The organism is Calothrix sp. FACHB-168 (genome assembly GCF_963889195.1).
Lineage (GTDB): Bacteria > Cyanobacteriota > Cyanobacteriia > Cyanobacteriales > Nostocaceae > Aulosira > Aulosira anomala_A.
The window spans coordinates 155848-179261 of sequence record NZ_CAWPNJ010000016.1; the positions used below are offsets into that span (position 1 = coordinate 155848).

General features: G+C 40.2%; 18 protein-coding genes. 13 read left to right on the top strand and 5 right to left on the bottom strand.

The window, feature by feature from the left end:
- Positions 1 to 113: 113 nt before the first annotated feature.
- Positions 114 to 1844 carry a serine/threonine-protein kinase gene (locus AACW45_RS09410; protein ID WP_190632733.1) on the bottom strand — a complete coding sequence of 577 codons (1731 nt, stop codon included), beginning with the start codon at positions 1842 to 1844 and terminating at the stop codon, positions 114 to 116.
- Between the two features lie 738 nt (positions 1845 to 2582).
- On the opposite strand from AACW45_RS09410, the gene AACW45_RS09415 reads away from it, so the two are divergent.
- The 3 genes from AACW45_RS09415 (at position 2583) to AACW45_RS09425 (ending at position 4184) form a co-directional block, all read left to right on the top strand.
- The gene (locus tag AACW45_RS09415; protein WP_190632734.1) at positions 2583 to 3308 is read left to right on the top strand and encodes a L,D-transpeptidase; all 726 of its coding nucleotides are present in this window, start codon (positions 2583 to 2585) and stop codon (positions 3306 to 3308) included.
- A 44-nt stretch (positions 3309 to 3352) separates the two neighbouring features.
- A complete protein-coding gene (locus AACW45_RS09420; RefSeq protein ID WP_190632735.1) occupies positions 3353 to 3670 on the top strand; it encodes an SH3 domain-containing protein in 318 nt (105 codons plus the stop codon).
- Positions 3671 to 3854: 184 nt separating this feature from the next.
- Positions 3855 to 4184 carry an SH3 domain-containing protein gene (locus AACW45_RS09425; RefSeq protein ID WP_190632736.1) on the top strand — a complete coding sequence of 110 codons (330 nt, stop codon included), beginning with the start codon at positions 3855 to 3857 and terminating at the stop codon, positions 4182 to 4184.
- Positions 4185 to 4326: 142 nt separating this feature from the next.
- Here the strand turns inward: AACW45_RS09425 and AACW45_RS09430 are convergent, their stop codons facing one another.
- The 3 genes from AACW45_RS09430 to AACW45_RS09440 are packed head-to-tail and all read right to left on the bottom strand — an operon-like array spanning position 4327 to position 6162.
- Positions 4327 to 4491 carry a hypothetical protein gene (locus tag AACW45_RS09430; protein WP_190632737.1) on the bottom strand — a complete coding sequence of 55 codons (165 nt, stop codon included), beginning with the start codon at positions 4489 to 4491 and terminating at the stop codon, positions 4327 to 4329.
- 44 nt (positions 4492 to 4535) lie between these two features.
- Positions 4536 to 6083, bottom strand: coding sequence for a YcjF family protein (locus AACW45_RS09435; RefSeq protein WP_242045626.1), 1548 nt, complete (start codon positions 6081 to 6083; stop codon positions 4536 to 4538).
- On the bottom strand, positions 6016 to 6162 hold the full coding sequence (locus AACW45_RS09440) for a hypothetical protein (RefSeq protein ID WP_242045622.1): 147 nt from the start codon (positions 6160 to 6162) through the stop codon (positions 6016 to 6018). The genes AACW45_RS09435 and AACW45_RS09440 overlap by 68 nt, the downstream gene beginning before the upstream one ends.
- 108 nt (positions 6163 to 6270) lie before the next feature.
- On the opposite strand from AACW45_RS09440, the gene xseA reads away from it, so the two are divergent.
- The 9 genes from xseA (at position 6271) to AACW45_RS09485 (ending at position 17591) form a co-directional block, all read left to right on the top strand.
- The gene (gene xseA, locus AACW45_RS09445) at positions 6271 to 7503 is read left to right on the top strand and encodes an exodeoxyribonuclease VII large subunit (RefSeq protein WP_190632739.1); all 1233 of its coding nucleotides are present in this window, start codon (positions 6271 to 6273) and stop codon (positions 7501 to 7503) included.
- On the top strand, positions 7500 to 7733 hold the full coding sequence (gene xseB / locus AACW45_RS09450) for an exodeoxyribonuclease VII small subunit (RefSeq protein WP_190632740.1): 234 nt from the start codon (positions 7500 to 7502) through the stop codon (positions 7731 to 7733). Before xseA ends, xseB begins: the two co-directional genes overlap by 4 nt.
- A 535-nt stretch (positions 7734 to 8268) precedes the next feature.
- Positions 8269 to 9009: a cytochrome c biogenesis protein CcdA gene (locus tag AACW45_RS09455; protein ID WP_190632741.1), complete on the top strand. Its 741-nt coding sequence runs from the start codon at positions 8269 to 8271 to the stop codon at positions 9007 to 9009.
- Positions 9010 to 9012: 3 nt separating this feature from the next.
- Positions 9013 to 10413: a cytochrome c biogenesis protein gene (locus AACW45_RS09460; protein WP_190632742.1), complete on the top strand. Its 1401-nt coding sequence runs from the start codon at positions 9013 to 9015 to the stop codon at positions 10411 to 10413.
- 188 nt (positions 10414 to 10601) lie between these two features.
- On the top strand, positions 10602 to 11654 hold the full coding sequence (gene pstS / locus AACW45_RS09465) for a phosphate ABC transporter substrate-binding protein PstS (RefSeq protein ID WP_190632743.1): 1053 nt from the start codon (positions 10602 to 10604) through the stop codon (positions 11652 to 11654).
- 1171 nt (positions 11655 to 12825) lie between these two features.
- Positions 12826 to 13626, top strand: a complete 801-nt coding sequence (locus AACW45_RS09470; RefSeq protein WP_190632744.1) for an aspartyl/asparaginyl beta-hydroxylase domain-containing protein — start codon at positions 12826 to 12828, stop codon at positions 13624 to 13626.
- A gap of 245 nt (positions 13627 to 13871) precedes the next feature.
- Entirely contained in the window at positions 13872 to 14879 is a 1008-nt protein-coding gene (locus AACW45_RS09475; protein WP_190632745.1) for a zinc-binding dehydrogenase, read from the top strand.
- Between the two features lie 26 nt (positions 14880 to 14905).
- Positions 14906 to 15820, top strand: coding sequence for a ribonuclease D (locus AACW45_RS09480; protein ID WP_190632746.1), 915 nt, complete (start codon positions 14906 to 14908; stop codon positions 15818 to 15820).
- A 928-nt stretch (positions 15821 to 16748) separates the two neighbouring features.
- On the top strand, positions 16749 to 17591 hold the full coding sequence (locus AACW45_RS09485; RefSeq protein WP_190632747.1) for a tetratricopeptide repeat protein: 843 nt from the start codon (positions 16749 to 16751) through the stop codon (positions 17589 to 17591).
- Positions 17592 to 17702: 111 nt separating this feature from the next.
- On the opposite strand, the gene AACW45_RS09490 is transcribed toward AACW45_RS09485, so the two are convergent.
- Positions 17703 to 19205 carry an aldehyde dehydrogenase family protein gene (locus AACW45_RS09490; RefSeq protein WP_190632748.1) on the bottom strand — a complete coding sequence of 501 codons (1503 nt, stop codon included), beginning with the start codon at positions 19203 to 19205 and terminating at the stop codon, positions 17703 to 17705.
- A gap of 564 nt (positions 19206 to 19769) precedes the next feature.
- On the opposite strand from AACW45_RS09490, the gene AACW45_RS09495 reads away from it, so the two are divergent.
- Positions 19770 to 23414: ELWxxDGT repeat protein (locus tag AACW45_RS09495; protein WP_199331102.1), on the top strand; the 3645-nt coding region annotated here is incomplete at its 3' end.

A 23414-nucleotide genomic window follows, 5' to 3' on the forward strand; every position in this document is an offset into this window, starting at 1 on the left:
ATAAGACAAATTATACATGTATATTAAGTATTAATACATAAATGGGCACTGTCAACTCTAGCAAAATAAAGCCGACAGCGCCCCCTCCTGTGACCTTCTATCTCATTCATGTATTAAAAGTAACGGTTATCTGAGCGAGATTTTTTAGGTGCAGAATTGCTGCGGGATAAAGCTACTTTACTAGATTGCGATCGCAAGCGTTGCTTTTGGGTATATTCGGTTAATTTCATTTGCGCTTGGACGTAAACAGGTGTATTTTTGGGAACCTTGCGCAAAAATTGCATAGCATCATCAAATTCGCCTAAAGAAGCTTTGTTATAAGCTTTTTGGAGAAAATAAGTAGCGCGAATTTTTTGCTTTTGATCGTACTCAGCCAATTTTTGCTGAACAATAGCACCAGCAGAACTGTTGATTGGAACTTGACGCAAATACTCAATAGCACCAGAAAAATCCTTTTTATTAGCGCTTTCGTAAGCTTTAGCTAATAAATCTTGGGTTTGCGCTTCTACTTGGTTGCGTGCTTCTTCTACCAGTTTATCGGTTTTCGATTGCCAATATAAAATATCCGGTACATTAGCCGCAATTCGCAATACATCTGCCCATCTACCCGCACTAGCAGCAGTTTCCAGGAATTGATAGTTTTTAGCAGCAATTTGCCATTGCTCTTGCCATTCATCTGCTGTAGCTTGGGCTTCTGGATAAATTTTACTATCTGAGGGAATGGATTTCACCAGAGCGATCGCTTGTTTTAAATCACCTGCTTGATATTCTTCCGTCGCCTGATATAAAGTTTCCTTTTCCGAATATGCGGGAGAATTAGTAAATACCGAATACATTCCTAATCCCAGCAACACCGAATTAGTCGCTATCCCGAGTTTCATCCCCGTGATTAAGGGAGGCGATTTGGGAGATTTATAATTTTCTGGTAACCGACTCACTGTAGCTGGTTGCTCTACAAGTAAGCTCCCCTCGACTTCTTGTATGCTTGGGACATCAGTTTCCCAGAGCATCTCCTGGAGTATGTGTAATACCTCACTCGCAGATTGAAAACGGTCTTGATAATCGTAGCGGATCATTTGGCTAAGAATAGCTGCTAAATAATCATTCACAGCTATATGGGGAGAATGCCAAATAATCTCATTAGTATAAGGGTCTAATTTAAATTCTAATGGTGATAAACCTGTTAAAGCTTGGATAGCAATGATTCCCAAGGAATAAATATCACTATTAGGCTGAGTTTGACCAATAAATTGCTCTGGTGGAATATATCCCAAAGAAGTCACAGGAACCGAATGAATAGGTAATTCTGCGTCTTCACCAAAATCTACCGGCTGGATTGAGCCAAAATCAATCAGCACTAATTTGTCATCAAACGCCCGTCTAATCAAATTTTCTGGTTTGATATCGCAATGAATTACCCCCTGAGAATGCACAAAATCCAGAATTCCCAAGACATCTTCCAGAAATTCGATGACTTCTGTTTCACTCCAAATTTTCCCACACTGTTTATGAATAGGTAATTCTTCTGTCAGTGGATGTCCTTCAATAAATTCTTGCACTAAGTAGAATCGCTCATTTTCTTCAAAACAGGCGATCAGTTCCGGAATTTGTCTATGTCTTCCCAGACGCTTCAAGGTTTCGGTTTCCGTGAGGAAACGCAGCCTTAAGTCATCTAAATAACTGGGGTGCATATTGTTAACTTTGAGTTGTTTAACAACGCATTTGGGATTTTCTGGGTATTCTATGTCTACAGCAATGTATGTCTGTCCAAATACCCCTGCACCTAGGCTTTGGACAATTTGGTAACGCGCTTGTAGTACTTTACCGATCATGGGGTGGGTCATGAGCTGGTTACTGAGTAAGTCCTGATATAGGTTTTCTTAGTTTTGACTCCTCTTTCCGGAATGCCTGATAATTAATTCTACGGAGGGATGTCTCCTAGAATGCCCAGCATTGTAATGTCAGTATTTTTTACCAGAAAAAATAGTACTTTCAGGTTTTTATACAAAATGTGATATTGACAAGCTTTGTATTAAATAGTGCAAATATTCCGAAATCCTGGAGTTTGTGCAGATATCAAAACAAAGTCATTCACCGTCACTAGTCAGGAAGTATAAAAAAATTACATTATGTAACGAAAAGTAAACTTAGCTTTTTGATACTGCTTTTTGCCTCAACTTTATATAAAAGAGCAATAGCCATGTTTATCAGTATCTTGCTCCCAATTATCACAGGACAAAATATACATTATTTTTTCAGCAATTCCCCTGATATATTAATTAATTTGTTGAGATTGAGCTTGAGCATATATATGTTGAATTATATATTGCTTTGAGCAATATCCTCGATTTATTGGCTGAAAATTTAGTGAAGTTATTTCATATAACTTCATACGCATAATCACCCTAAGTAAGCAGAACAAATGTTCTGCTCGATCATAATTTCTCGGTGTTTAATATATTTTTAAGTTAAAAATACTAAATTTTACGCAACTGAGCGTAAATTCAAAATTACGGATAATTCCTCATGTTATAGAGTAAAAATAGCGATTATAGTCGAAAAACAAATCACTAAACAGGTAAATGTTTTTTCGATTACTTTTAATAAGTTTAGTTGGTGTAGTCACTACTAGTTGTAGCGCTAATGCAGAAATTAAAACATCAGGAACTTTAAATAATGAACAAAGTGCTGAGAAATTAATATTAGCTAAAACAGAGAAAATTAGCAGTACTAATACAGCTAAAATTCCCCAACAACATGAAACAGATAAGTTTACCGCCCCTGTAGGTAATTTAACAAATGTATCTGCTCAACCAAATGAACAGAATTTGAGTAAAGGTAATCCCAAACCTAACCAATACTCAGTTGCAACAGGCGGTACTTACATGCAGTTAGTGAAAACTAACGAGGTGAATCAGCTGGGAAACCCGATATACGCCCTGCTGCTTTACGCTAACGGACAACAAGTCGGTGCATACAGAACCGTCACAGGACGCGCGCATACTCAAAATAGAGATCGCGATCGCTCTGGAACAGAAGCACCCCTACCAGATGGAAGATATACAGTTGCTAAACAAGTAGTTCGCGGGACTATTGCTGAAGCTGGCGATAGATTTCTAGCAATACAACCACAATTTCGCACAGGTCGTACCGCTTTAGGCATTCATTACGATCCATCTTTCGATAAAAACAACGGTGAAGATGGAACATCCGGATGCATCGCCTTAACTAATCGACAGGAATTGACCGAGGTTTTGGACTACGTTCGTACCTACAAACCTCAATTTATTAACGTATCTATTCGCTAAATTTTTCCCTGCAAAACTGTTAACTCAAAAGGAAATTATCAACCATGTTTAAACTATTAATGGCTGGTGCTTTAATCTTGACAGCAGCATTACCTGTAGGCGCTCAAGAAGTAAACTCTAAATCTTTTAAAATAGCTCAATCTTCTTATCCTGCTTCTGTATGTACTAACGATGTTGGTGGTACTTTAAATTTACGTAGAAGACCTGGTCAAAACCAAAGAATAATGCTTCAAATCCCTAGAGGACAAGGTGTTTATGTTATCAGCGATTCTGTAAGAATTAATGGTAGGGATTGGGTGCAAGTTACCTATGGCAATAAAACTGGATGGGTTGATTCTCAATATCTTTGTCCAATTCCTTAATGATTAGTTAAGTAATGGGATTGGGCGACAAAGTTTAGTAATTAAAAATAATTATTATTAACTTGGTCACTGCTCAATCCCTGCCATATTGTAGCCTTTAAAATTTATTTAAGGGCTACATGAAAACCAACTTAACTACATTTATCACCTTCAGAGTAGTTAACTTGAAATGGAGCGATCGCATATGCCTAAATTACTCATGGCGAGTGCATTAATATTCGCAGTAGCATTACCTGCAAGCGCGGGAGAATTAGTCCCCGGAGTTGGTCAGATATCTCATACAGAAGGTTATTCTGCTTCTGTATGTACTAACGATCCTAGTGGGACATTACCTTTACGTAGTGGCCCGGGACAAAATCATGATGAGATCCGACAAATTCCTTCGGGAAAAAACGTGAGGGTATTAAATAGTAGAAGAAGTCAAGATGGTTTTGACTGGTTTAAAATTTCTTACAGAGATACTCGTGGATGGGTGCGTTCTGACTACGTTTGCAATTCTCGGTATACTGATTAACATTTGTCATTTGTCATTTGTCATTTGTGAGAGTTTTAAGCTTATTTAAGTTCGTAAAATAGACATACTTATCTAATTGGCAAGTAAATAAATTTTGAAGGGACGTTATTATGTAACGTCTCTTTAATTATGAGAAAATATTCTAGTACAATACGGCGTCAATAAACATACCATTCTCAATGGCGCAAAAGTCCAGAATATAAGTTTTTTGACTTTTAACTTTTAATACCAATTCAAATAATCTTTGCGACACATCAAAATATTCTAGAGGGCATGGCAGTGCCAGTGCCCCTACAATCTGTCGCATTCTTTTTTCCAATTGGTATAACTTTTTGCTTCCGCGTAGCGATACTAGCTATTGGCTTCTGTATCTTCTTTAACTACTTCAATATTGGCTTGTAAAGGCTTGACTACTCGCGCGATCGCTTCTTGAACAAAAGCCTTGATAAATTCATCCCGGCGATTAATTTGAAACTGTCGCTGGACAACTTCTGTCATCCCACCATCACCCCAATCTTGATCGTGACGGAAATATTCAATAAAACTTTTCCCCGCAATCCGAGTTAAATAAGCGGCTGTTACACCTTGAACTGCTCGCCCAACAATAAAAGTAGCTGGATTAGTTTGCAAAGCTGTCGATAATAATTGAATCGCACCTTTAACAATTCCCAAACTGGCGATGGTTTTGGCTAAGGATAAGGCTAACTCCCGCCCGCGTTCCATGTTTAATTCGCAACCATAAATTCTGCCAATTTCTACGACCATTTGGGCATTTACCGCCGCAGTTGCTAGTAAATCTACTACAGGTAAAGGGGTAACTGATACTACGCCAGCGCCAATCCACTGAAACCTTTCGACAATTTTATCGGCTTGGCGGCGACGTTGAGCGTCGATGAGTTTGCGGGCTTCTTCTCCTAAGCGTAGAGATTGCAAGAGAATATTATCTGCCACTAAATCTTCACCTTCAGCGCGTAAAATCGCCGCCATCCGCCGCAACAGGGGAACAATATCAGCTTCTGGTTGGTAGATTTCGCCGGTTTCTAGTTGGGCGCTTTGGGGATTAGCCGCGATCGCAACGACATCGTTAGTGGCAATAAATCCGCGCACTCGTTGACGCAATCTCGCTAAGATAGCTTCTTTATCTTCGTCGGTGTATAAATCAGTTTTGTTGAGAATCAAAAGCGATCGCTTACCAATTTCGGCTAAACCCCGCAATGGTTCATATTCTGAACGGCGTAAATCATTATCCACCACAAATAACAGTAAATCGGCTTCCGTTGCCAAAGCCCTGGCGAGTTGTTCCCGTTCCGTTCCTGCTACCCCTGCTTCTAAAATCCCTGGTGTATCGGTAATTAGAATTTTCCGTTCTAATCCCTTCAACCGCAGACAATAAGTTTCGCCTACTTGGGTTGTACCCATCGGTGCATTTACCTCGCCTACCATGCGCCCCATAATGGCATTTACCAGCGAAGTTTTGCCGGCACTTCCCGTACCAAATATCACAACTTGAATTTCCCCCCGTGCTAAATTGACTTCAATTTCTCGCGAGCGGCTGAGTAAAGCTTGTTTAGCTACTTCATCTTGAATTTGTGCTACTTGTTGACGCACAGCTTTTAAAGTTGTTGAAGCCGCATCAGATTTAGCGGCGGGAATTTGCGCAGGTGTAACGCGGGGACGTTGACGACGCGATCGCGTTTCACCGGCTTGCAGCACCATCACATAATAAACAAAGGCTGCTACTAAACCACCAATCAGCACAATCAACAACAGCAACAGCAAATTGCCCAGCAGTGGCGAATACGACAACTGCCAGTAAAGGCGTGACAGGGAATCAATCAGCCACAGGCTTAACCCCAAAATAACTATCAAACCAACAATCAGCGTGACTATCCGTGACAGAGGCATAACGGGTATTCAGTAGGCGGATGTTTCTCATCTTAATAGGTTGATGGGGTATTGGGCATTGGGCATTGGGCATTGGGCATTGGGCAGAGACGCGATGAATCGCGTCTCTACAATTGTCCCCCTTGTCCCCTGCTACCATTTGAATAGTCTCTTGCTGGTGTATCCTTTTTAGGCGTCTTCGATGACTTCCGATTTTGTCAATTCTGTAATTCCTCAGACTGCCCTATCTGTCGCTGGATTAACTGACTATATCCGCTTGCTATTAGAACAGGATGAACACCTGCGCCAAGTTTGGGTGGTGGGAGAGGTTTCTAGTGCTAATCACCATCGCAGTGGTTTATTTTTCAGTTTGCAAGATCCTGATGGTACGGCGGGAATTAAGTGTGTAGCCTGGAATGGGCAATTGGCGAAATTGGCACAAATACCTGTTCCGGGGGAGCAAATCATTATTTTAGGTAGTCTGAGGGTTTATCCGCAAAGGGGAGAATATCAGCTATCTGTTTGGCAAGCTTTCCCGGCTGGTGCGGGTTTACAAGCTTTACGCTATCAACAGTTAAAAAATCGTCTGCTGGCTGAAGGTTTGTTCGATCCCGCAAGAAAGCGATCGCTTCCTTTGCATCCCCAAACTATCGCTGTCATCACTTCACCAACGGCTGCGGCTTGGGGTGATATCCAAAAAACTCTCAAACATAGGTATCCAGGTTTACATATATTATTTTCACCCGCAACAGTACAAGGCGAGCAAGCACCGGAATCTATAGTTAAAGCCATTGAACGGGTAGAAAAAGATGGTCGTGCCCAGGTAATAATTTTAGCTAGGGGCGGCGGTGCGGTAGAAGAATTAGCTTGCTTTAATGATGAACGAGTAGTGCGATCGCTCGCTAATTGTTCTATACCTGTAATTACGGGAATTGGTCATCAAAGAGATGAATCTTTAGCCGATTTAGCCGCAGATGTCTGCGCCCACACCCCGACAGCCGCAGCCGAGATAGTTGTCCCCGCCCTAGCAGAATTGTATACTCAACATCGGCAGCGAGTGGCAGTGTTACAGGAGGTAATGCAATACTCTGTAGAAACTGCACAAAATAAATTGCAGGTGTTGCAAAATCGGTTAAGGCATTTACGCTTAGATCGACAAGTAAAGCAAGAAGTAGAAAAATTAGCTTGGAAACGTCAGCATTTAATTCAAGCGACAAAAAGGCGATCGCAGCAAGCCAGCCAACATTTGGAAATGTTGCGGCAAAAATTAGCTACACTTGACCCCAAAGCCGTATTACAGCGTGGTTACGCCGTAGTTAGACAAGAAAATGGTGCGATCGCTCGTTCCATTGCTGAGTTAGCTGTTGGGGATGAATTATTGATTCAATTAGGACAGGGCGAAGCTAAAGTTAAAGTTACGGAAGTACAAGAATGATTAAACGTAGTAAAGCTGAGAATTCTGAAGCAATGACTGCGGGGAATTATGAGGCGAAAGTGGCGGAAATTGAAACAATCATTACTCGCATTGAAACAGGCGAGTTGGAATTAGAACAAGTATTTGCTCAATTTTCCACTGCTGTGGAATATTTACGTCAATGCGAGACTTTTTTACAGCAGCGACAGCAGCAGGTAGATTTGTTAATTGAAACCTTGAGCGATGATTGAAATGGTCAATCAATTTTAGATTTTGGATTTTGGATTTTGGATTTTAGAGAAAATCTAAAATTGTCTCGGTCAAACATCGCAATTTTTGAGCTAGCAACATAACTTTTTCACTTGCGGAAAACACTAAAATGATTGCGTGATTTACCGAAACGAGTAAGCGATATACCTTTTCACTTGCGGAAAACACTAAAATGATTGCGTGATTTACCGAAATGAGTAAGCGTTAAGGCTTAATGAGTAGGTGAAATGGTATTTCACTTGCGGAAAACACAATAATGAGAAGCTGAAAAGGCTTAATAAGAACGTGAAATAGCTTTTTGCTTACTAAAAACAGGAAAATGAGTACTTGATTTAGATAAATGAGAAAGCGATCGCCTTTTTTGTTTACTAAAAATATAAAAATGATTACTGATTTATGTGTAAATGATAAAGCTGGCGCATTTTGCCCAATGCCCAATACCCCATGCCCCATGCCCAACATCACAAAGTAAGCTAAAATTCAAGCATAGTAAGCATTCCCTGCCTAAGATGCCCCATGCTTGAGACTTTGCAAATCCAACTTTACAAACTCGAACAATTTGCCAACGCCCTTGTTGCTAACCAACTCGGACACCTCAGCTTGGTGAGTATTGGCATTATTTTTCTAGCTGGTTTACTTACCAGCCTCACGCCCTGTATGCTTTCGATGCTGCCGATTACTATTGGTTATATCGGCGGTTATGAAGCAAAAAGCCGTCTACAAGCTGCAGCCCAATCTACTTGGTTTGCATTGGGATTAGCAACCACACTCGCCGGCTTGGGAATTATCGCCGCTTTTGTGGGCAAAGTTTACGGTCAAGTAGGAGTTGGCTTACCAATTATTGTGAGTATTATCGCCATTCTCATGGGGTTAAATTTACTAGAAGCTTTACCCCTGCAATTTCCTTCTTTAGATGAAACTAATTGGATTTCGACGGATTTACCGCCAGGAATTCGTTCTTACGCCTTGGGTTTAACTTTTGGGTTAGTCGCCTCACCTTGTAGTACCCCAGTTTTAGCTAGTTTACTGGGTTGGGTGGCCTCTAGCCAAGACTTAATTTTAGGCGCTGTTTTACTCATTGCTTATACAGCAGGCTATGTTGCACCCTTAATTTTGGCAGGTACTTTTACTGCTGCAATTAAAAAGCTGTTGGAATTGCGCCGCTGGTCTGGTTGGATTAACCCAGTTAGCGGTGTGCTATTGGTAGGATTTGGTGTATTTTCGTTAATTTCGCGGATTCCCTTGGGAAGTTTTTAAGCAATGACAACAGACAATTCCCCCACCACAGAAACAACTTGGTGGTCATTACCTGGTCGCTTCTTGCGGCGAGAATTTTTACCTGTACTCACAGATTTGCGTTTAGCGATCGCACTTTTACTGATTATCGCTTTATTTAGTATTAGCGGTACTGTCATCGAACAAGGTCAGACACCCGCTTTTTACCAAGCTAATTATCCCGAACATCCAGCTTTATTTGGTTTCCTGAGTTGGAAGGTCATCCAAGTAGTAGGATTAGACCATGTATATCGTACCTGGTGGTTTTTAGGCATACTCGTCTTATTTGGTACTAGCTTGACTGCTTGTACTTTTACTCGCCAACTTCCTGCATTAAAAGCAGCCCAGCGTTGGAAATATTACGAAGAACCGCGCCAATTTCAAAAATTAGCTTTGAGTGCAGAATTAGAAACAGGTTCTTTAGATAGCCTCAGCCAAATATTAAAAAATCAGCGTTATAAAATTTTTCAAGAAAAAGACGATATTCTTTATGCGCGTAAAGGAATAATTGGACGCATCGGCCCGATTATTGTGCATATTGGCATTGTCACCATTCTCTTAGGGGGAATTTGGGGCGCAATGACTGGTTTTATGGCTCAAGAAATGGTTCCCAGTGGCTCTACATTTCAGGTGAAAAATATTATTGATGCGGGGCCTTTAGCATTATCGCAAGTGCCTAAAGATTGGTCTGTTCGGGTCAATCGCTTTTGGATTGATTACACGCCTTCAGGAGGAATAGATCAGTTTTATTCTGATATGTCTGTGTTAGATAAACAGGGACAGGAAGTTGACCATAAAAAGATTTTCGTCAATCAACCTCTGCGTTATCACGGCGTCACATTCTATCAAACTGATTGGGGAATTTCCGGGGTAAAAATTAGATTTAATAACAGCCCCATTTTTCAATTACCAATGGCACAATTAGATACCAATGGTGCAGGGCGAATTTGGGGTACATGGATTCCCACTAAACCAGATTTAAGTGAAGGCGTTTCTTTAATTGCCAAAGACTTACAAGGAATGGTATTAATTTACGATGAAACTGGTAAGTTAATAGATACAGTCCGTGCGGGGATGTCTACCCAAGTTAATGGGGTGAGATTAAGAATTTTAGAAGTCATTGGTAGTACAGGTTTACAAATTAAAGTTGATCCAGGTATACCAATTGTTTATACAGGCTTTGCTTTACTGATGTTGGGTGTGGTGATGAGTTACTTTTCCCATTCCCAAATTTGGGCATTAAAAACAGGCGATCGCTTATTTGTTGGCGGTAAAACCAATCGCGCCCAAGTTGCTTTTGAACAGCAAGTGTTGGATATTTTAGAGCAGTTGAATAATCCCTCACAAAGTAAAGTTAAAACCCCAGCCAGTGGCGTATCCTCTTGATATTTGCCAGACAAAATTATCAAGTTTTTAAATTGGTGGGCAATGCTCACCAATTTAACATATAAAACTATCACAAATCTTTTAATCAACCACTATAATCATTTGACTGTTGACCGTTGACTATTGACCATTGTACAGACAAGGGTTATCGCGTCTCTAACAACTGACTATTGAAACTATAAATTTTCATGTTATCTCATCTTCAATTTAAGCGCTCGCCTAGTCTTCTACCCTTAATTGCTGTGTCATTAAGTTTAGCTTCCTGTAGTGCTAACTCTAAAAACGTCAATACTGTTTCTTTGATAGGTGCTGGCGCAAGTTTTCCTGCACCTTTATACCAGCGCTGGATTACAGACTACAATCAGGTAAATCCAAATGTAGAAATTAACTATCAATCTTTAGGTAGCAGTGTCGGCATCCAACAATTGATTGATGGTACTGTAGACTTTGCAGGCAGTGATATCGGCATTACCCACGAACAAGCAGCCAAAGTTAAAAGAGGTGCGATCGCTTTACCGATGACTGCTAGTTCAGTCGTATTAGCTTACAATGTGCCCAATATACCCAATCATCTCAAACTATCACGCCAAGTCTACACAGATATATTTTTAGGGAAAATTACCAATTGGAACGATCCCCGCATCGCCAACGCTAATCCAGAGGTAAAATTACCGAATCTGCCAATTCAAGTCATCCACCGAACCGATGGTAGCGGAACTACCAGCGTTTTAACAGAACACTTCAGCGCTATCAGTCCAGAATGGAAAAATAAAATTGGGGCTGGTAGATCTATACAATGGCCTGTGGGAATAGCTGCTAGGGGAAATGAAGGCGTTACCGCCCAAATTCAACAAACTCCAGGGGCGATTGGCTATGTTGAATATGTCTACGCTACACATAACAACCTACCTGTAGCAGCTTTAGAAAATAAATCTGGTAATTACATTATCCCCACACCAGAGTCAGTAGCTAAAACCTTAGAAGCAGTCAAATTACCCACCGATACCTTGATTGCTTTTATAGCCGATCCGATAGCAGCTGAATCTTATCCCATTGTCACTTATACCTGGCTGTTAACATATAAAAAATATCCAGATCCAGCCAAAGCCCAAACACTGCAAAACTTTGTTAACTGGGCTGTGACTGAAGGACAAAAATCTAGTTTAGAACTGGGATATATTCCTCTGTCTCCCAAAGTCGTGGATCAAGTACAGTCTGCAGCGAAGCATATTGAGAATTAACAATTCAAAATTCAAACGTAGAATGTGACTGTAGGGGCATGGCAATGCCATGCCCTCTAGAATATATGGATATGCCCCTTGATGTGTCAGCAACTGCGATTAGCGAACAGAAAAGTAGAAAATATGTAAAGCAATCGTTGCAATTAATGAGTAGGAATTATCAAAGTAGTAAAGTTTAATTTCAGTATGAGATCTCAGAATTTAATGATGTTATTTTAATGATTGAAGCTACAGAGCTTCCCTGGCAGATACAACAGCCAAGATGATAGAGTCCATGTTAGTTAAGAGGTAAAAGAAGCTGTTACATAGTCTGTCTCGTCAACAAACAACAACACCCAACTCGAAAGCTAATATTTCCTCAATGTGGTAAAGAGGGGGTCATACAAATAAACATGAATTACATAGCGAGTATGTAATTATGAATTGTAGCCCCAGATGTCATGAGTAAACAGAGGAAATCACTAAGCAGGTCGCAGCTTGGGTGTTGTTGTATTTATGGGCATTGGGCATTGGGCATTGGGCATTGGGCATGGATTTCGATGATTTGGTTGTTCTGAATGTTTATTAATCTTATTGACAGCAGTTTTCACCTATTTGAACCACATCTATAGTGGGGAACACCGACAATCTTTTGGTACATACAATAATTTTACTGATGCCGTGCCCCTACAGCGTGGTCTATTTACAGGAAGATGCTGTAAATAGCCAATAAATTTGTACTGCTAGCGTCTCGCTCGCGGTTGTTCACTCATCAAAGAAGATACTCCCACTATAGAATAGGACTTATGCGATAACTCTCCCAAACCCTCTTTACTACCCTTTGGGTTCTCATTTAGAGTAGGCGGTTCGTTTTTTCATGTTTTTGCGTAAGTCCTATAGAATATGGATAATTTATTTTTTGTAAGTCCCTTACTAGCTATTTTTAATTGCATAACTATGCTGATGTAAAGTATTTGTTGCAATTAATGAGTAGTAGTTGTCATAGGAGTAAAGTTTGGTTTCAAATGTTACTCATGTGTATCTTTGGTAACTGTAACATTAGGCATGGAGCGATCGTTAACTGGATATATCAGCCAAATATTTTAAGCTATGTGGAATGTCAATTGAGATGCGATCGCCTAATTTTTCATCATAAAATAATTTAACATACTTCGTTTGAGGATCAAAGACAATGGAAAAATTTAATGAATATCATCTCAATCCCCAACAATTTCCTTTTCTCAAAAGCTTACAAGATAACTGGCAAGTGATTAGAGATGAGTTTACGTACTTTATTAATCATGCATCAAATGAGGAGTTGAAATTCACTTACAATGTTTTAGGTCCTAAGAGTAAAACTATTAAAACTAAGGGTAATTCAAAATACAGTGCTTTTGGGATTTTATTTCAAGGTTTGTTTATTGACGAATATATTAAATTGCATCAAATCCAATATCCTGATTATGGAACAGATGAGGCAGCTAAAAAAGCACTGGCATTAAAAGAGAAATATTTTATAAATTTAGCTAAGGTGATAGAAAAAGTAAATTTTACCAACGATAATATCATCAGAAATGCATATTTTGGGACATTCCATCCAGGATTGGATATTAAACTCCACGTAAACTATAACCCTCACATGAATCGTGGCTATTTAGGATTGATTGTCCCTGAGGGAGATATTGCCATGAAAATATGTCACGATCAGCTTTATTGGCATGAGGGGGAATTTATGGTTTTAGATCATAGCTATCCCCATTGTCCGCATAATTACACTAATTATAATAGAACAGTTTTAGTTGTAGACTTTTTTAAAACAGATAAGCCACGAGAAGAAGTTAGACAATTTGAACAAGAGCAAGTTGCAGAAAGGATGCAAGATAATCCTTATAGTTTAGGGGTTTTTGGTAAGAGCGATAAAGCGCAAGAATCTGATTTTATTAAGTATGGTTTGGCTCATCAGTTAGAGTGGGATAAGGCTTTGTCAAGTTGAGATATTTTCAATCATGAATGAGGAAAATTAGAATAAAAAATTCAGTTAAGCAGAGAATACGGTGCGTTACACTTCGTGATAACGCACCCTACACATAATACATATACTATGATGTGCAATTAATATTTATTTAATGCACCACCAAGAATTTCAAGAGAAAAGAAGCAATTATTATGTACAAGTTTACAGAGAATAGGTATAGTCATAATACTTTTTAGAAAGTAAGTTAAATACAATATTAAAAAATGAATCAAAAGAGATATAGAAAATTAGTAGCAAAGCAATTTAATCAAGATTTTAAATCTGCTATTGAAATTGTCGAGGTTCCTCTAATTCAACCTGCTGGTAATCAAGTTTTAATTCAAAACAAATTCGCTGGTGTGAATGGTGGCTTTGATACTTTGGTTTGTCGTGGTGATGTTCCCTATGTGAATTTAATTCCTCCCTTTGATTTGGGTGTGGAAGCGGTAGGAAATGTTGTGGCGATAGGTGAAAATGTCGAAGGTTTTCAAGTTGGTGATGCGGTAATTACTACGGCGCGTGGTGGTGGTTATCGCGAATATCAGGTTGTGGATGCAAATTTAGCAGTGAAGATACGCCAAGCTACGCCAGAATTGCTGACACTGATGCCTACTGGTATATCAGCTTTGGTGGCATTGGAACAAGTGGGGGAGATGAAAAGTAATGAAGTGGTGTTGGTGACAGCAGCTGCGGGGGGGACTGGCCATATTGCGGTACAGTTGGCGAAGTTAGCTGGTAATCATGTGATTGGTACTTGTAGTTCCCAGGTGAAGGCCAATTTACTGAGAGAATTGGGATGCGATCGCATTATCAACTATCGTCAAGAAAATCTCAACGCTATCCTCAAGTCAGAGTACCCCAAGGGAATTAATTTGATTTTTGACTGTGTGGGTAAGCAGGTTTTTGATACTTGCGTTGATAATTTGGCTGTGCGGGGACGTTTAGTGGTGGTTGGTTTTATCTCGGAATACGCTAAGGAGATAGAACAAATTACCCAACCGCGAATTTATCACCAACTATTTTGGAAAGCTGCTTCTGTACGCGGCTTTCTGATGCCTCATTATCAAGAATATATACCAGAGGCAGGCGATCGCCTGTTAAATCTGTTCTACACTGGTAAACTGAAAGTTGCTGTCGATGCTACTCAGTTTCAAGGTTTAGAGTCTATTCCTGAAGCTGTTCAATATCTCTTAAGCGGTCAAAATAGCGGTAAAGTAGTCGTCAGATTTTAAGATTTTCGTCTAATTAATATTACCTCATGCCTTACTTGACTGATGCCAGAAAAATTCAGGCTAAAATTGCTGAATATAGCCAAGCTCAAATTTTATGGATAGATACGGAAGTTGCTGATTATAAAAGTCGGAATCCTCGATTATCCTTAATTCAGGTATTAGATAATCCCCAAGATATGAGTGGTTCTGATATTTGTCTTTTAGATGTGTTAGAGCAACCGGATATTATCGAAGAATTTATTACCCAAATCATGCTGAACCCAGAAATTGAGAAGGTATTTCATAATGCTAGTTATGATTTAAAGCTGTTGGGGAATAAAAAAGCTAAAAATGTGACTTGTACTTTAGAAATAGCTAAAACTATTCCTTACTATTTATTACCTTTACCTAATTATCAACTCAAGACTTTAGCCGCAGTACTTTGTAATTTCCATAATATCGATAAACAAGAACAAACTAGTGATTGGGGAAAGCGCCCTTTAGCTGAAGAACAGATTGATTATGCTTATTTAGATTGTATCTATCTGGCGCAGGTGCATTTAAAATTGTTAGAATTGCAAGCAAAAATTAATCCCGATCCAACAACAGAAGATTTAGTTTTACTTGGTGCTAGGTATAATGAAGTTGAACAACAATCTCAAATTATTAATTCGGAATTAGAACATTTGCAAGAACGGATTAAAAAAGCGATGCAGGCTCAAAATGTATCGGAAACATCGTACTGTAAACTTACTAGTTACCAGCGTCAAACTGTGAAGGTTGCGTTTGCTGAATTAGTCAAGTTAGTTGAAACTGAAGGTATAAATTTAGATTTTTCGATTACCTTAACTCAGAAAATGCAAAAGGATTTAGGTGAGAATTTAGAACAATTATCTGTAGATGTTGATGAAACTACTGCTTGGCGTTTGACTGCTAAAAAGCCAGATGGTGATAATTCGTAATTCGTAATTCGTAATTCGTAATTATGTAATGTAAATTACATGAGCAATGAGAGGATGTTTTAAAGGTTCTGTCATTGGTAGCAAAACCTTGTAGGGGCGGGGCATTGGTGTCAACTTAAGCTAAAAATAGCCTTACTCTTCGCTTTGTCGCCTGCCTGAGAATGAATTCTCAGGCTCATAGCCCAAGTCTACTAAAGTAGACTCAAGATTTGGAGGATATTTAGTCATCTTTAGATGACTTTGGCTATTAGCAAGGAACTTCAGTTCCTTGCGGTAACTCACGTATGGGTTACCCCTCCCCTAAGAATTGCGGGATTGCTAGGTTAATTATTAGAATATTTTTTTTATTTGGAAATCCTTAAAGGGATTTGTCATTTTTTAGGTATGTAATTATTATTGATTACTTATCTTGTCTTGATTTGGTTACTCAGTAGAGACAATTCAGTATTAGCTTGTAGCCTCCTAGAGAAAACTTTATCTTTATGAAGATTTTGCTAAAATAATTAAAATTATTATTTTGATAGAGTTTAAAAAGTATAATTAAAAGCGGCAAAAATAGAGTATTGTGCCTAGAATATCAGTCTCAGTAAGAGAGAAACTCACCAGATAAATCAGGATAAATTGCAGTTTTTATACTTCAATCTAGGCTGTAACTATCTAATCTCTGTCTTTGACGGTATTCTGAGGGTTTATTTATGACAATAACTCAAGGTGATATCTACCCGCTTCACATTTAATAGTAGACATAATCGTTAATTAAACCTAGAGGATATAGCAACCCTAAATGATTCCGTGAAATCTTTTTATTATTGGCAGTCGGTTAACAGCATGATTTCCATAAATCAGATAGGATTGCCGGATAAACTTCAAGCCCAAATTCATTAAAGGAATAATTTTATCTAGGTATAATGGCGGTTTAGAACAACTTATGAAACTGCAATTGTTTGAGCAAGAGTGGATACAAATAGGCAGAGCATTAATTATAGGTTTATTAACTATATTGAGTGCAACTACTAACCTTTCATGTAGTAAACAAAGCGATGTATTAGTAACAGAAATTGGCGTGAGTCCCCCTAATCGTCGTTCAGCGAGAACATCGAAGGCGGAGGAATTTTATTTGCAAGGCAAAAATCAACACGCTAAAGGTGATTCGCAAGCAGCGATCGCATCTTATAGTAAAGCTATTACCCAGAATCCCCGATATAGTGCAGCTTACAAGGCTAGGGGGCTGGCTTACTTTGATGCGGGTAATAAACAAGCCGCGATCGCAGATTATAATGAAGCACTGAAGCTCAATCCCAACGATGCGGAAGCTTTCAATAGCCGCGCTAATGCTCGCGCTTCCCAAGGGGATAATAAAGGCGCGTTGGAAGATTACAATGAAGCCATTCGCCTTGCACCCAGCTATGCCGAAGCCTACAATAACCGAGGTAATGCCCTGGCGGCTACTGGGGAGCAAAATCGGGCGCTAGAAGATTTTAACCAAGCGATTCGCCTAGATACAAGATATGCGATCGCCTACAATAACCGAGGTAATCTCCTAGCTGCTAGAGGCGATAACAAAGCAGCTATCACCGATTACAATCAAGCCATTCGCATCAATCCTAACTTTGGCGCTGCGTATAATAACCGAGGTAATGCCCGCGCAGCCCAAGGAGATAAACCCGGCGCAATCAAAGATTTACAAAAAGCTGCTGATATCTTTCAAAATCAAGGCAATAAAGATTTGTATCAGCAAGTAATGAATAATATCAAAGAACTGGGACAGTAGGATATGGGCATTGGGCATGGGGCATGGGGCATTGGGCATGGGGCATTGGGCATTGAAGTATTTACCAATGACAAATGACAATTGTACAGACGCGATTCATCGCGTCTCTGACTATTGACTAACCCTGTTATCTATTTGGGCACGTTGTAAGGTGCCGGAAAAGTCTACATAAACACTCTTCCATTCAGTGAAAACATCTAAGGCTGTAGTGCCAGCTTCTCTGTGACCGTTGCCTGTATGTTTAACGCCGCCAAAGGGTAAGTGTACTTCGGCACCAATAGTAGGGCCATTAATATAAGTGATACCCGCTTCAATGTCGCGCATGGCTGTAAAAGCTCGGTTGATATCGCGGGTGTAAACTGAGGATGATAAACCGTAGTTGGTATCATTGAGAATTGCGATCGCTTCTTCAAATGAGCTAACCTCAATTAATGCCACTACAGGCCCGAATATCTCCTCACGCGCCACCCGCATATCGGGAGTGACATTATCTAAAATCGTTGGCTGAAAGAAGTTACCGTTTTTTAGTTCCCCTGCGCTCGCAATTTCTCCACCGATTAAAATCTTTGCTCCTTCCTCACGAGCAATTTGCATATAATTATTTACCCGTTGCAGTTGGGATTCATTAATTAAGGGGCCAATCTCTGTATTAGGATCTGTACCTGCCCCTAAGCGTAACTTACTGGTACGCTCATAAAGCATGGCAGTAAATTTTTCCTTGATGTCGCGGTGCAAAATTAAGCGACTAGTTGCTGTACATCTTTGTCCAGCTGTGCCAAAAGCTCCCCAAACAGCGCCATCTAACGCCAATTCTAAGTCTGCATCTTCCATTACTACTTGGGCATTTTTACCGCCCATTTCCAAGCAAACGCGCTTGTGAGTGCGTCCGCAAGTAGCGCCAACAAATGCACCTGTTTCTGAGGAACCGGTAAAAGAAACTAAATCCACATCAGGATGCTCAACTAAAGCTTTCCCAGCTTCTTCACCAATACCATGCACTAAATTAATTACCCCTGGTGGTAAACCAGCCTCAGCAAAAATCTCAATGAGTTTAGTAGCACAGGCGGGAGTATCTTCTGCGGGTTTGAGGATGACTGTATTGCCGCATACCAGTGCTGGCATCGCTTTCCAGCAAGGAATCGCTACAGGAAAATTCCAGGGAGTAATTAAAGCACATACCCCTATAGGCATTCTCACGGTCATGGCGAATTTATTCGGCATTTCTGAAGGTGTCGTTTGCCCAAATAACCGCCGCCCTTCACCAGCGCTGTAAAAAGCACAGTCTATTCCTTCTTGAACATCGCCTCTGGCTTCAGTTAAAGGTTTACCCATTTCTCGGCTAATTAACTGAGCCAGTTCTTCTTTATGTTGCAGTAATATTTCCCCAACACGGAAAATATATTCTGCTCTAGCTGGGGCTGGTACTTTTCGCCAACTGTGGTAAGCTTGGCGGGCTGCTTTTACGGCTACATTCACATCATCTGCTACCGAACGGGGGAAAGTAGCAACAACTTCATGTTTATCAGCAGGGTTACGACTTTCTAAAGTAGCTTCCCCGCTAGCATTCAACCATTGACCATCAATATAATTACGGCAACTAAGCACAGTAGTCATCTTCAAGACCTCCAGCTTTTATCCACTGGAACTTTCGTACTAATTTTGCCGTGCTTTACAGCTTACCGTCAAGTCTGAGGCAGGGGGCAGAGGGGACAAGGAGGACTATTGACTATTGACTATTGACTATTGACTATTGACTATTGACTATTGACCAAAACAGTAAATTTCCTGATAAAAATTAATTTAACTATAAAGTTTGAATGAATCAAAACGCTGAATATACGGTTGCTCCTTAAAGACTTAACTAAGTTTGCCGTGAGATTTACTTAACCAAACCTTAATAAATTATACTTTTTTTGAGTTAAATATCTCTATCTTGGGATAGTTGCTCAAAAGATTAATAAAAGTGCGCTTTTTGGATAAAAGTGGCCTATTCCCTCAAAAGCTTGAGTAGTTCAACTCAGCAAAACCATGATTTTATTGTATAAATAAATACATTAAAACCAAAAAAACAGTACTAGAGATTGTTCATCAATCCGAAAAATTGCGATCGCACTGGGAGTATCTACCAATCCTGAATTTTACTTGTACTTCTTACCTAACAATTACGGAAAAACGGTTATGACAACGGTTGATTTTGCCAGATTTAATTCTGTAAGACTTGTTAATGTTCAGCAAAAAAAGGTTACTGGTGTTGTCTTGATTGATGCCAGTGTACCGCAATATGAACTATTGGCAGTAGCCGTAATTCCTGGGTTGGAAGTAATAGTGTTAGACTCCCAAAATGATGGAATTGCGGAAATTAGCCAGAAATTATCACGGTACAAGGGACTTACAAGTTTACATCTTGTCGCCCACGGACAGCTAGGACAGATACAACTAGGGTACTCAACCCTGAATCTATTTACCCTCGATTTCTACAATCATGCTTTACAGCAATGGAAAGCATCGTTAGCACCAAGCGCTAACATTTTGCTGTATGGTTGTGAAGTAGGGGCAGGAAAACTCGGTGTTAGATTTATTGAGAAGCTAGGTAAATTGCTAGAAAAGCCAGTTGCAGCAGCAGCTAGCAAAGTTGGTAACGCGCTTTTTGGTGGTAATTGGGATTTAAATGTCACTACAGAAAAAATTACCACAGCGATCGCCTTTGAGCCAGAAGCAATGTCAGCTTATCCCCATGTGTTGTCAGGAGACACCACAATCAGCCTCCTCAAAGATATCAATACCAGTGGACTTTCCTCAAACCCACAATATTTAACCAATGTCAACGGCACACTCTACTTTATTGCCTATGACAGCAACGGTGGAACTGAGTTATGGAAGAGTGATGGTACTGAAGCTGGTACTGTCAGAGTTAGAGATATTTTTACTGGTATAGAATCCTCAAACCCATCTAACTTAACCAATGTCAACGGGACACTCTACTTTGTTGCCTATGACACCAGTGGTGGTGCGGAATTATGGAAGAGTGATGGTACTGAAGCAGGCACTATCAGAGTTAGGGATATCTTTAATGGTAGCGGTTCCTCCAATCCATCGAATCTGACAAATGTTAACGGCACACTCTATTTTGTCGCTACTGACAGCACTGGTGGCACTGAATTATGGAAGAGTGATGGTACACAAGCTGGTACTGTCTTAGTTAGCGATATTGTTGCTGGTACTGGTTCTTCCAATCCATATAATCTGACAAATGTTAACGGCACACTCTACTTTGTCGCCACTGATAGTACTGGTAGCACTGAGTTATGGAAGAGTGATGGCACTCTAGAAGGTACTATCCTAGTTAGGGATATTTTTGCTGGTACAGGTTCCTCTAACCCATCCAATCTGACAAATGTCAACGGTACGCTGTTCTTTACTGCTACTGATAGCGTCGGTGGTACTGAATTATGGAAAAGTGATGGTACTCTAGAGGGTACTGTCTTAGTTAGAGATATACTTAGCGGTACAGGCTCCTCTAATCCATCCAATTTGACAAATGTTAACGGTACGCTGTTCTTTACTGCTACTGATAGCGCTGGTGGTACTGAATTATGGAAGAGTGATGGTACAGAAATCGGTACGGTGAGAGTTAGAGATATCGTGAGTGGTACAGGCTCCTCAACTCCCCAAAATCTGACAAATGTCAACGGCATCCTTTATTTTACTGCCTTTGATAGTAGTGGAGGAAGGGAGTTATGGAAGAGCGATGGTACACAAGCCGGTACTGTCAGAGTTAAAGATATCTTTGTGGGAACAGGTTCTTCTAATCCATCAAATTTGACAAACGTTAACGGCACACTCTACTTTACTGCCTCCGACAGCACTGGTGGCAATGAGTTGTGGAGAAGTGATGGTACTTCAGCCGGTACTGTCAGAGTTCAAGATATCGTTCCTGGTACAGGCTCTTCTACTCCGCAAAGTCTGACAAATGTTGATGGTACACTATATTTTTCTGCCACTAACAGCAGTGATGGACGAGAACTCTGGAAGACTGACACTATTGAAGCTGAGACAGTTAGAGTTAAGGATATCTTTGCTGGTACAGGCTCTTCTAAACCCCAGTATTTGACAAATATCAACGGCACGCTATATTTTTCTGCTGCTGACAGCAGTAATGGAAGGGAATTATGGAAGAGTGATGGTACGGAAGCCGGCACTGTCATAGTTAGGAATATATTCTCTAGCTCAAGCTCATCTAACCCCCAAAATCTCACCAATGTCAATGGTATAGTCTACTTTACTGCTACTAACAGCAACAATAATTATGAGTTGTGGAAAAGTGATGGCACTTCAGCTGGTACTGTCAGAGTTAAGGATATTTTTGCTGGCTCAGGCTCTTCTAATCCATCCAATCTGACCAATATCAACGGTACACTATACTTTACTGCCACCGATAGTAGTGGTGGAACTGAGTTATGGAAGAGTAATGGCACTGATGCCAGTACTGTTAGAGTTAAGGATATCGTTTCTGGCTCAGGTTCTTCTACTCCCGAGAATCTAACGGATGTCAACGGCACCCTCTTCTTTACTGCTAACGACAGCACTGGTGGGCGGGAATTGTGGAAGAGCGATGGTACTTCATCTGGCACAATTAGAGTTAAAGATATTGTTAGTGGTATAGGTTCCTCTTTTCCGCAAAATCTGACGAATGTCAACGGCACACTCTACTTTACTGCCACTGACAGCAATGGTGGTATTGAATTATGGAAGAGTGACGGCACCGAAGCTGGTACTGTCATAGTTAAAGATATCTTTACAGGTATAGATTCTTCTAATCCATACGAGCTAACGAATGTTAATGGTACGCTCTATTTTGTGGCGACTGACAGCGCAGGTGGGGCTGAGTTGTGGAAGAGTGACGGTACTGAAGCTGGTACTGTCATGGTTAAAGATATTTTCGCAGGTGTAAACTCTTCCGATCCATCTAATTTAACCAATGTCAACGGCATACTGTACTTTACAGCTACTGACAGCACAGGTGGCACTGAGTTGTGGAAGAGTGATGGTACTGATGCTGGTACTGTCAGAGTCAGAGATATCTTTGCAGGTACAGAATCTTCTAACCCATCTAACTTAACCAATGTCAACGGCACACTCTACTTTACAGCTACCGACAGCACAGGTGGCACCGAGTTGTGGAAAAGTGATGGCACAGCAGCAGGTACTATCAGAGTCAATGATTTATTTCCTGGTTCGGCAGCTTCTAATCCTAGCGATTTAACCTATATTAACGGCAAACTTTACTTTGTTGCCGATAACGGTAACGTTGGGCAAGAACTGTTTGTACTGAAAATTAACAGTGCCCCTACAGATTTAAGTTTGAGTAATAATAGTATTGATGAAAACGCGATCGCTAATACAGTCATTGGTAACTTAAGTAGCACCGATACAGATTTAGGCAACACTCATACTTATACGCTAATTGCAGGTGCAGGTAGCACAGATAACAGCAGCTTTAGCATTGTTGGCAATCAACTAAGTATTAACCTTTCTCCTGACTACGAAACCAAGAATAGTTATAGTATTCGCGTTCGCACTACAGATCAAGATGGCTCATTTTACGAAAAAGCGATCGCGATCGCAATCAACAATATTAATGAAGCACCCACAGGTATAGCCAGTGCATCCTTAGAAAATGGCACAGAAGATACCAATTACATGATTAATGCCACAAACTTGTTGCTTGGATTTAGCGATGTCGATGGCGATAATCTCTCAGTCACCAATTTGACAGCAACTAATGGCACATTAATCAACAACAATGATGGTACTTACACCTTC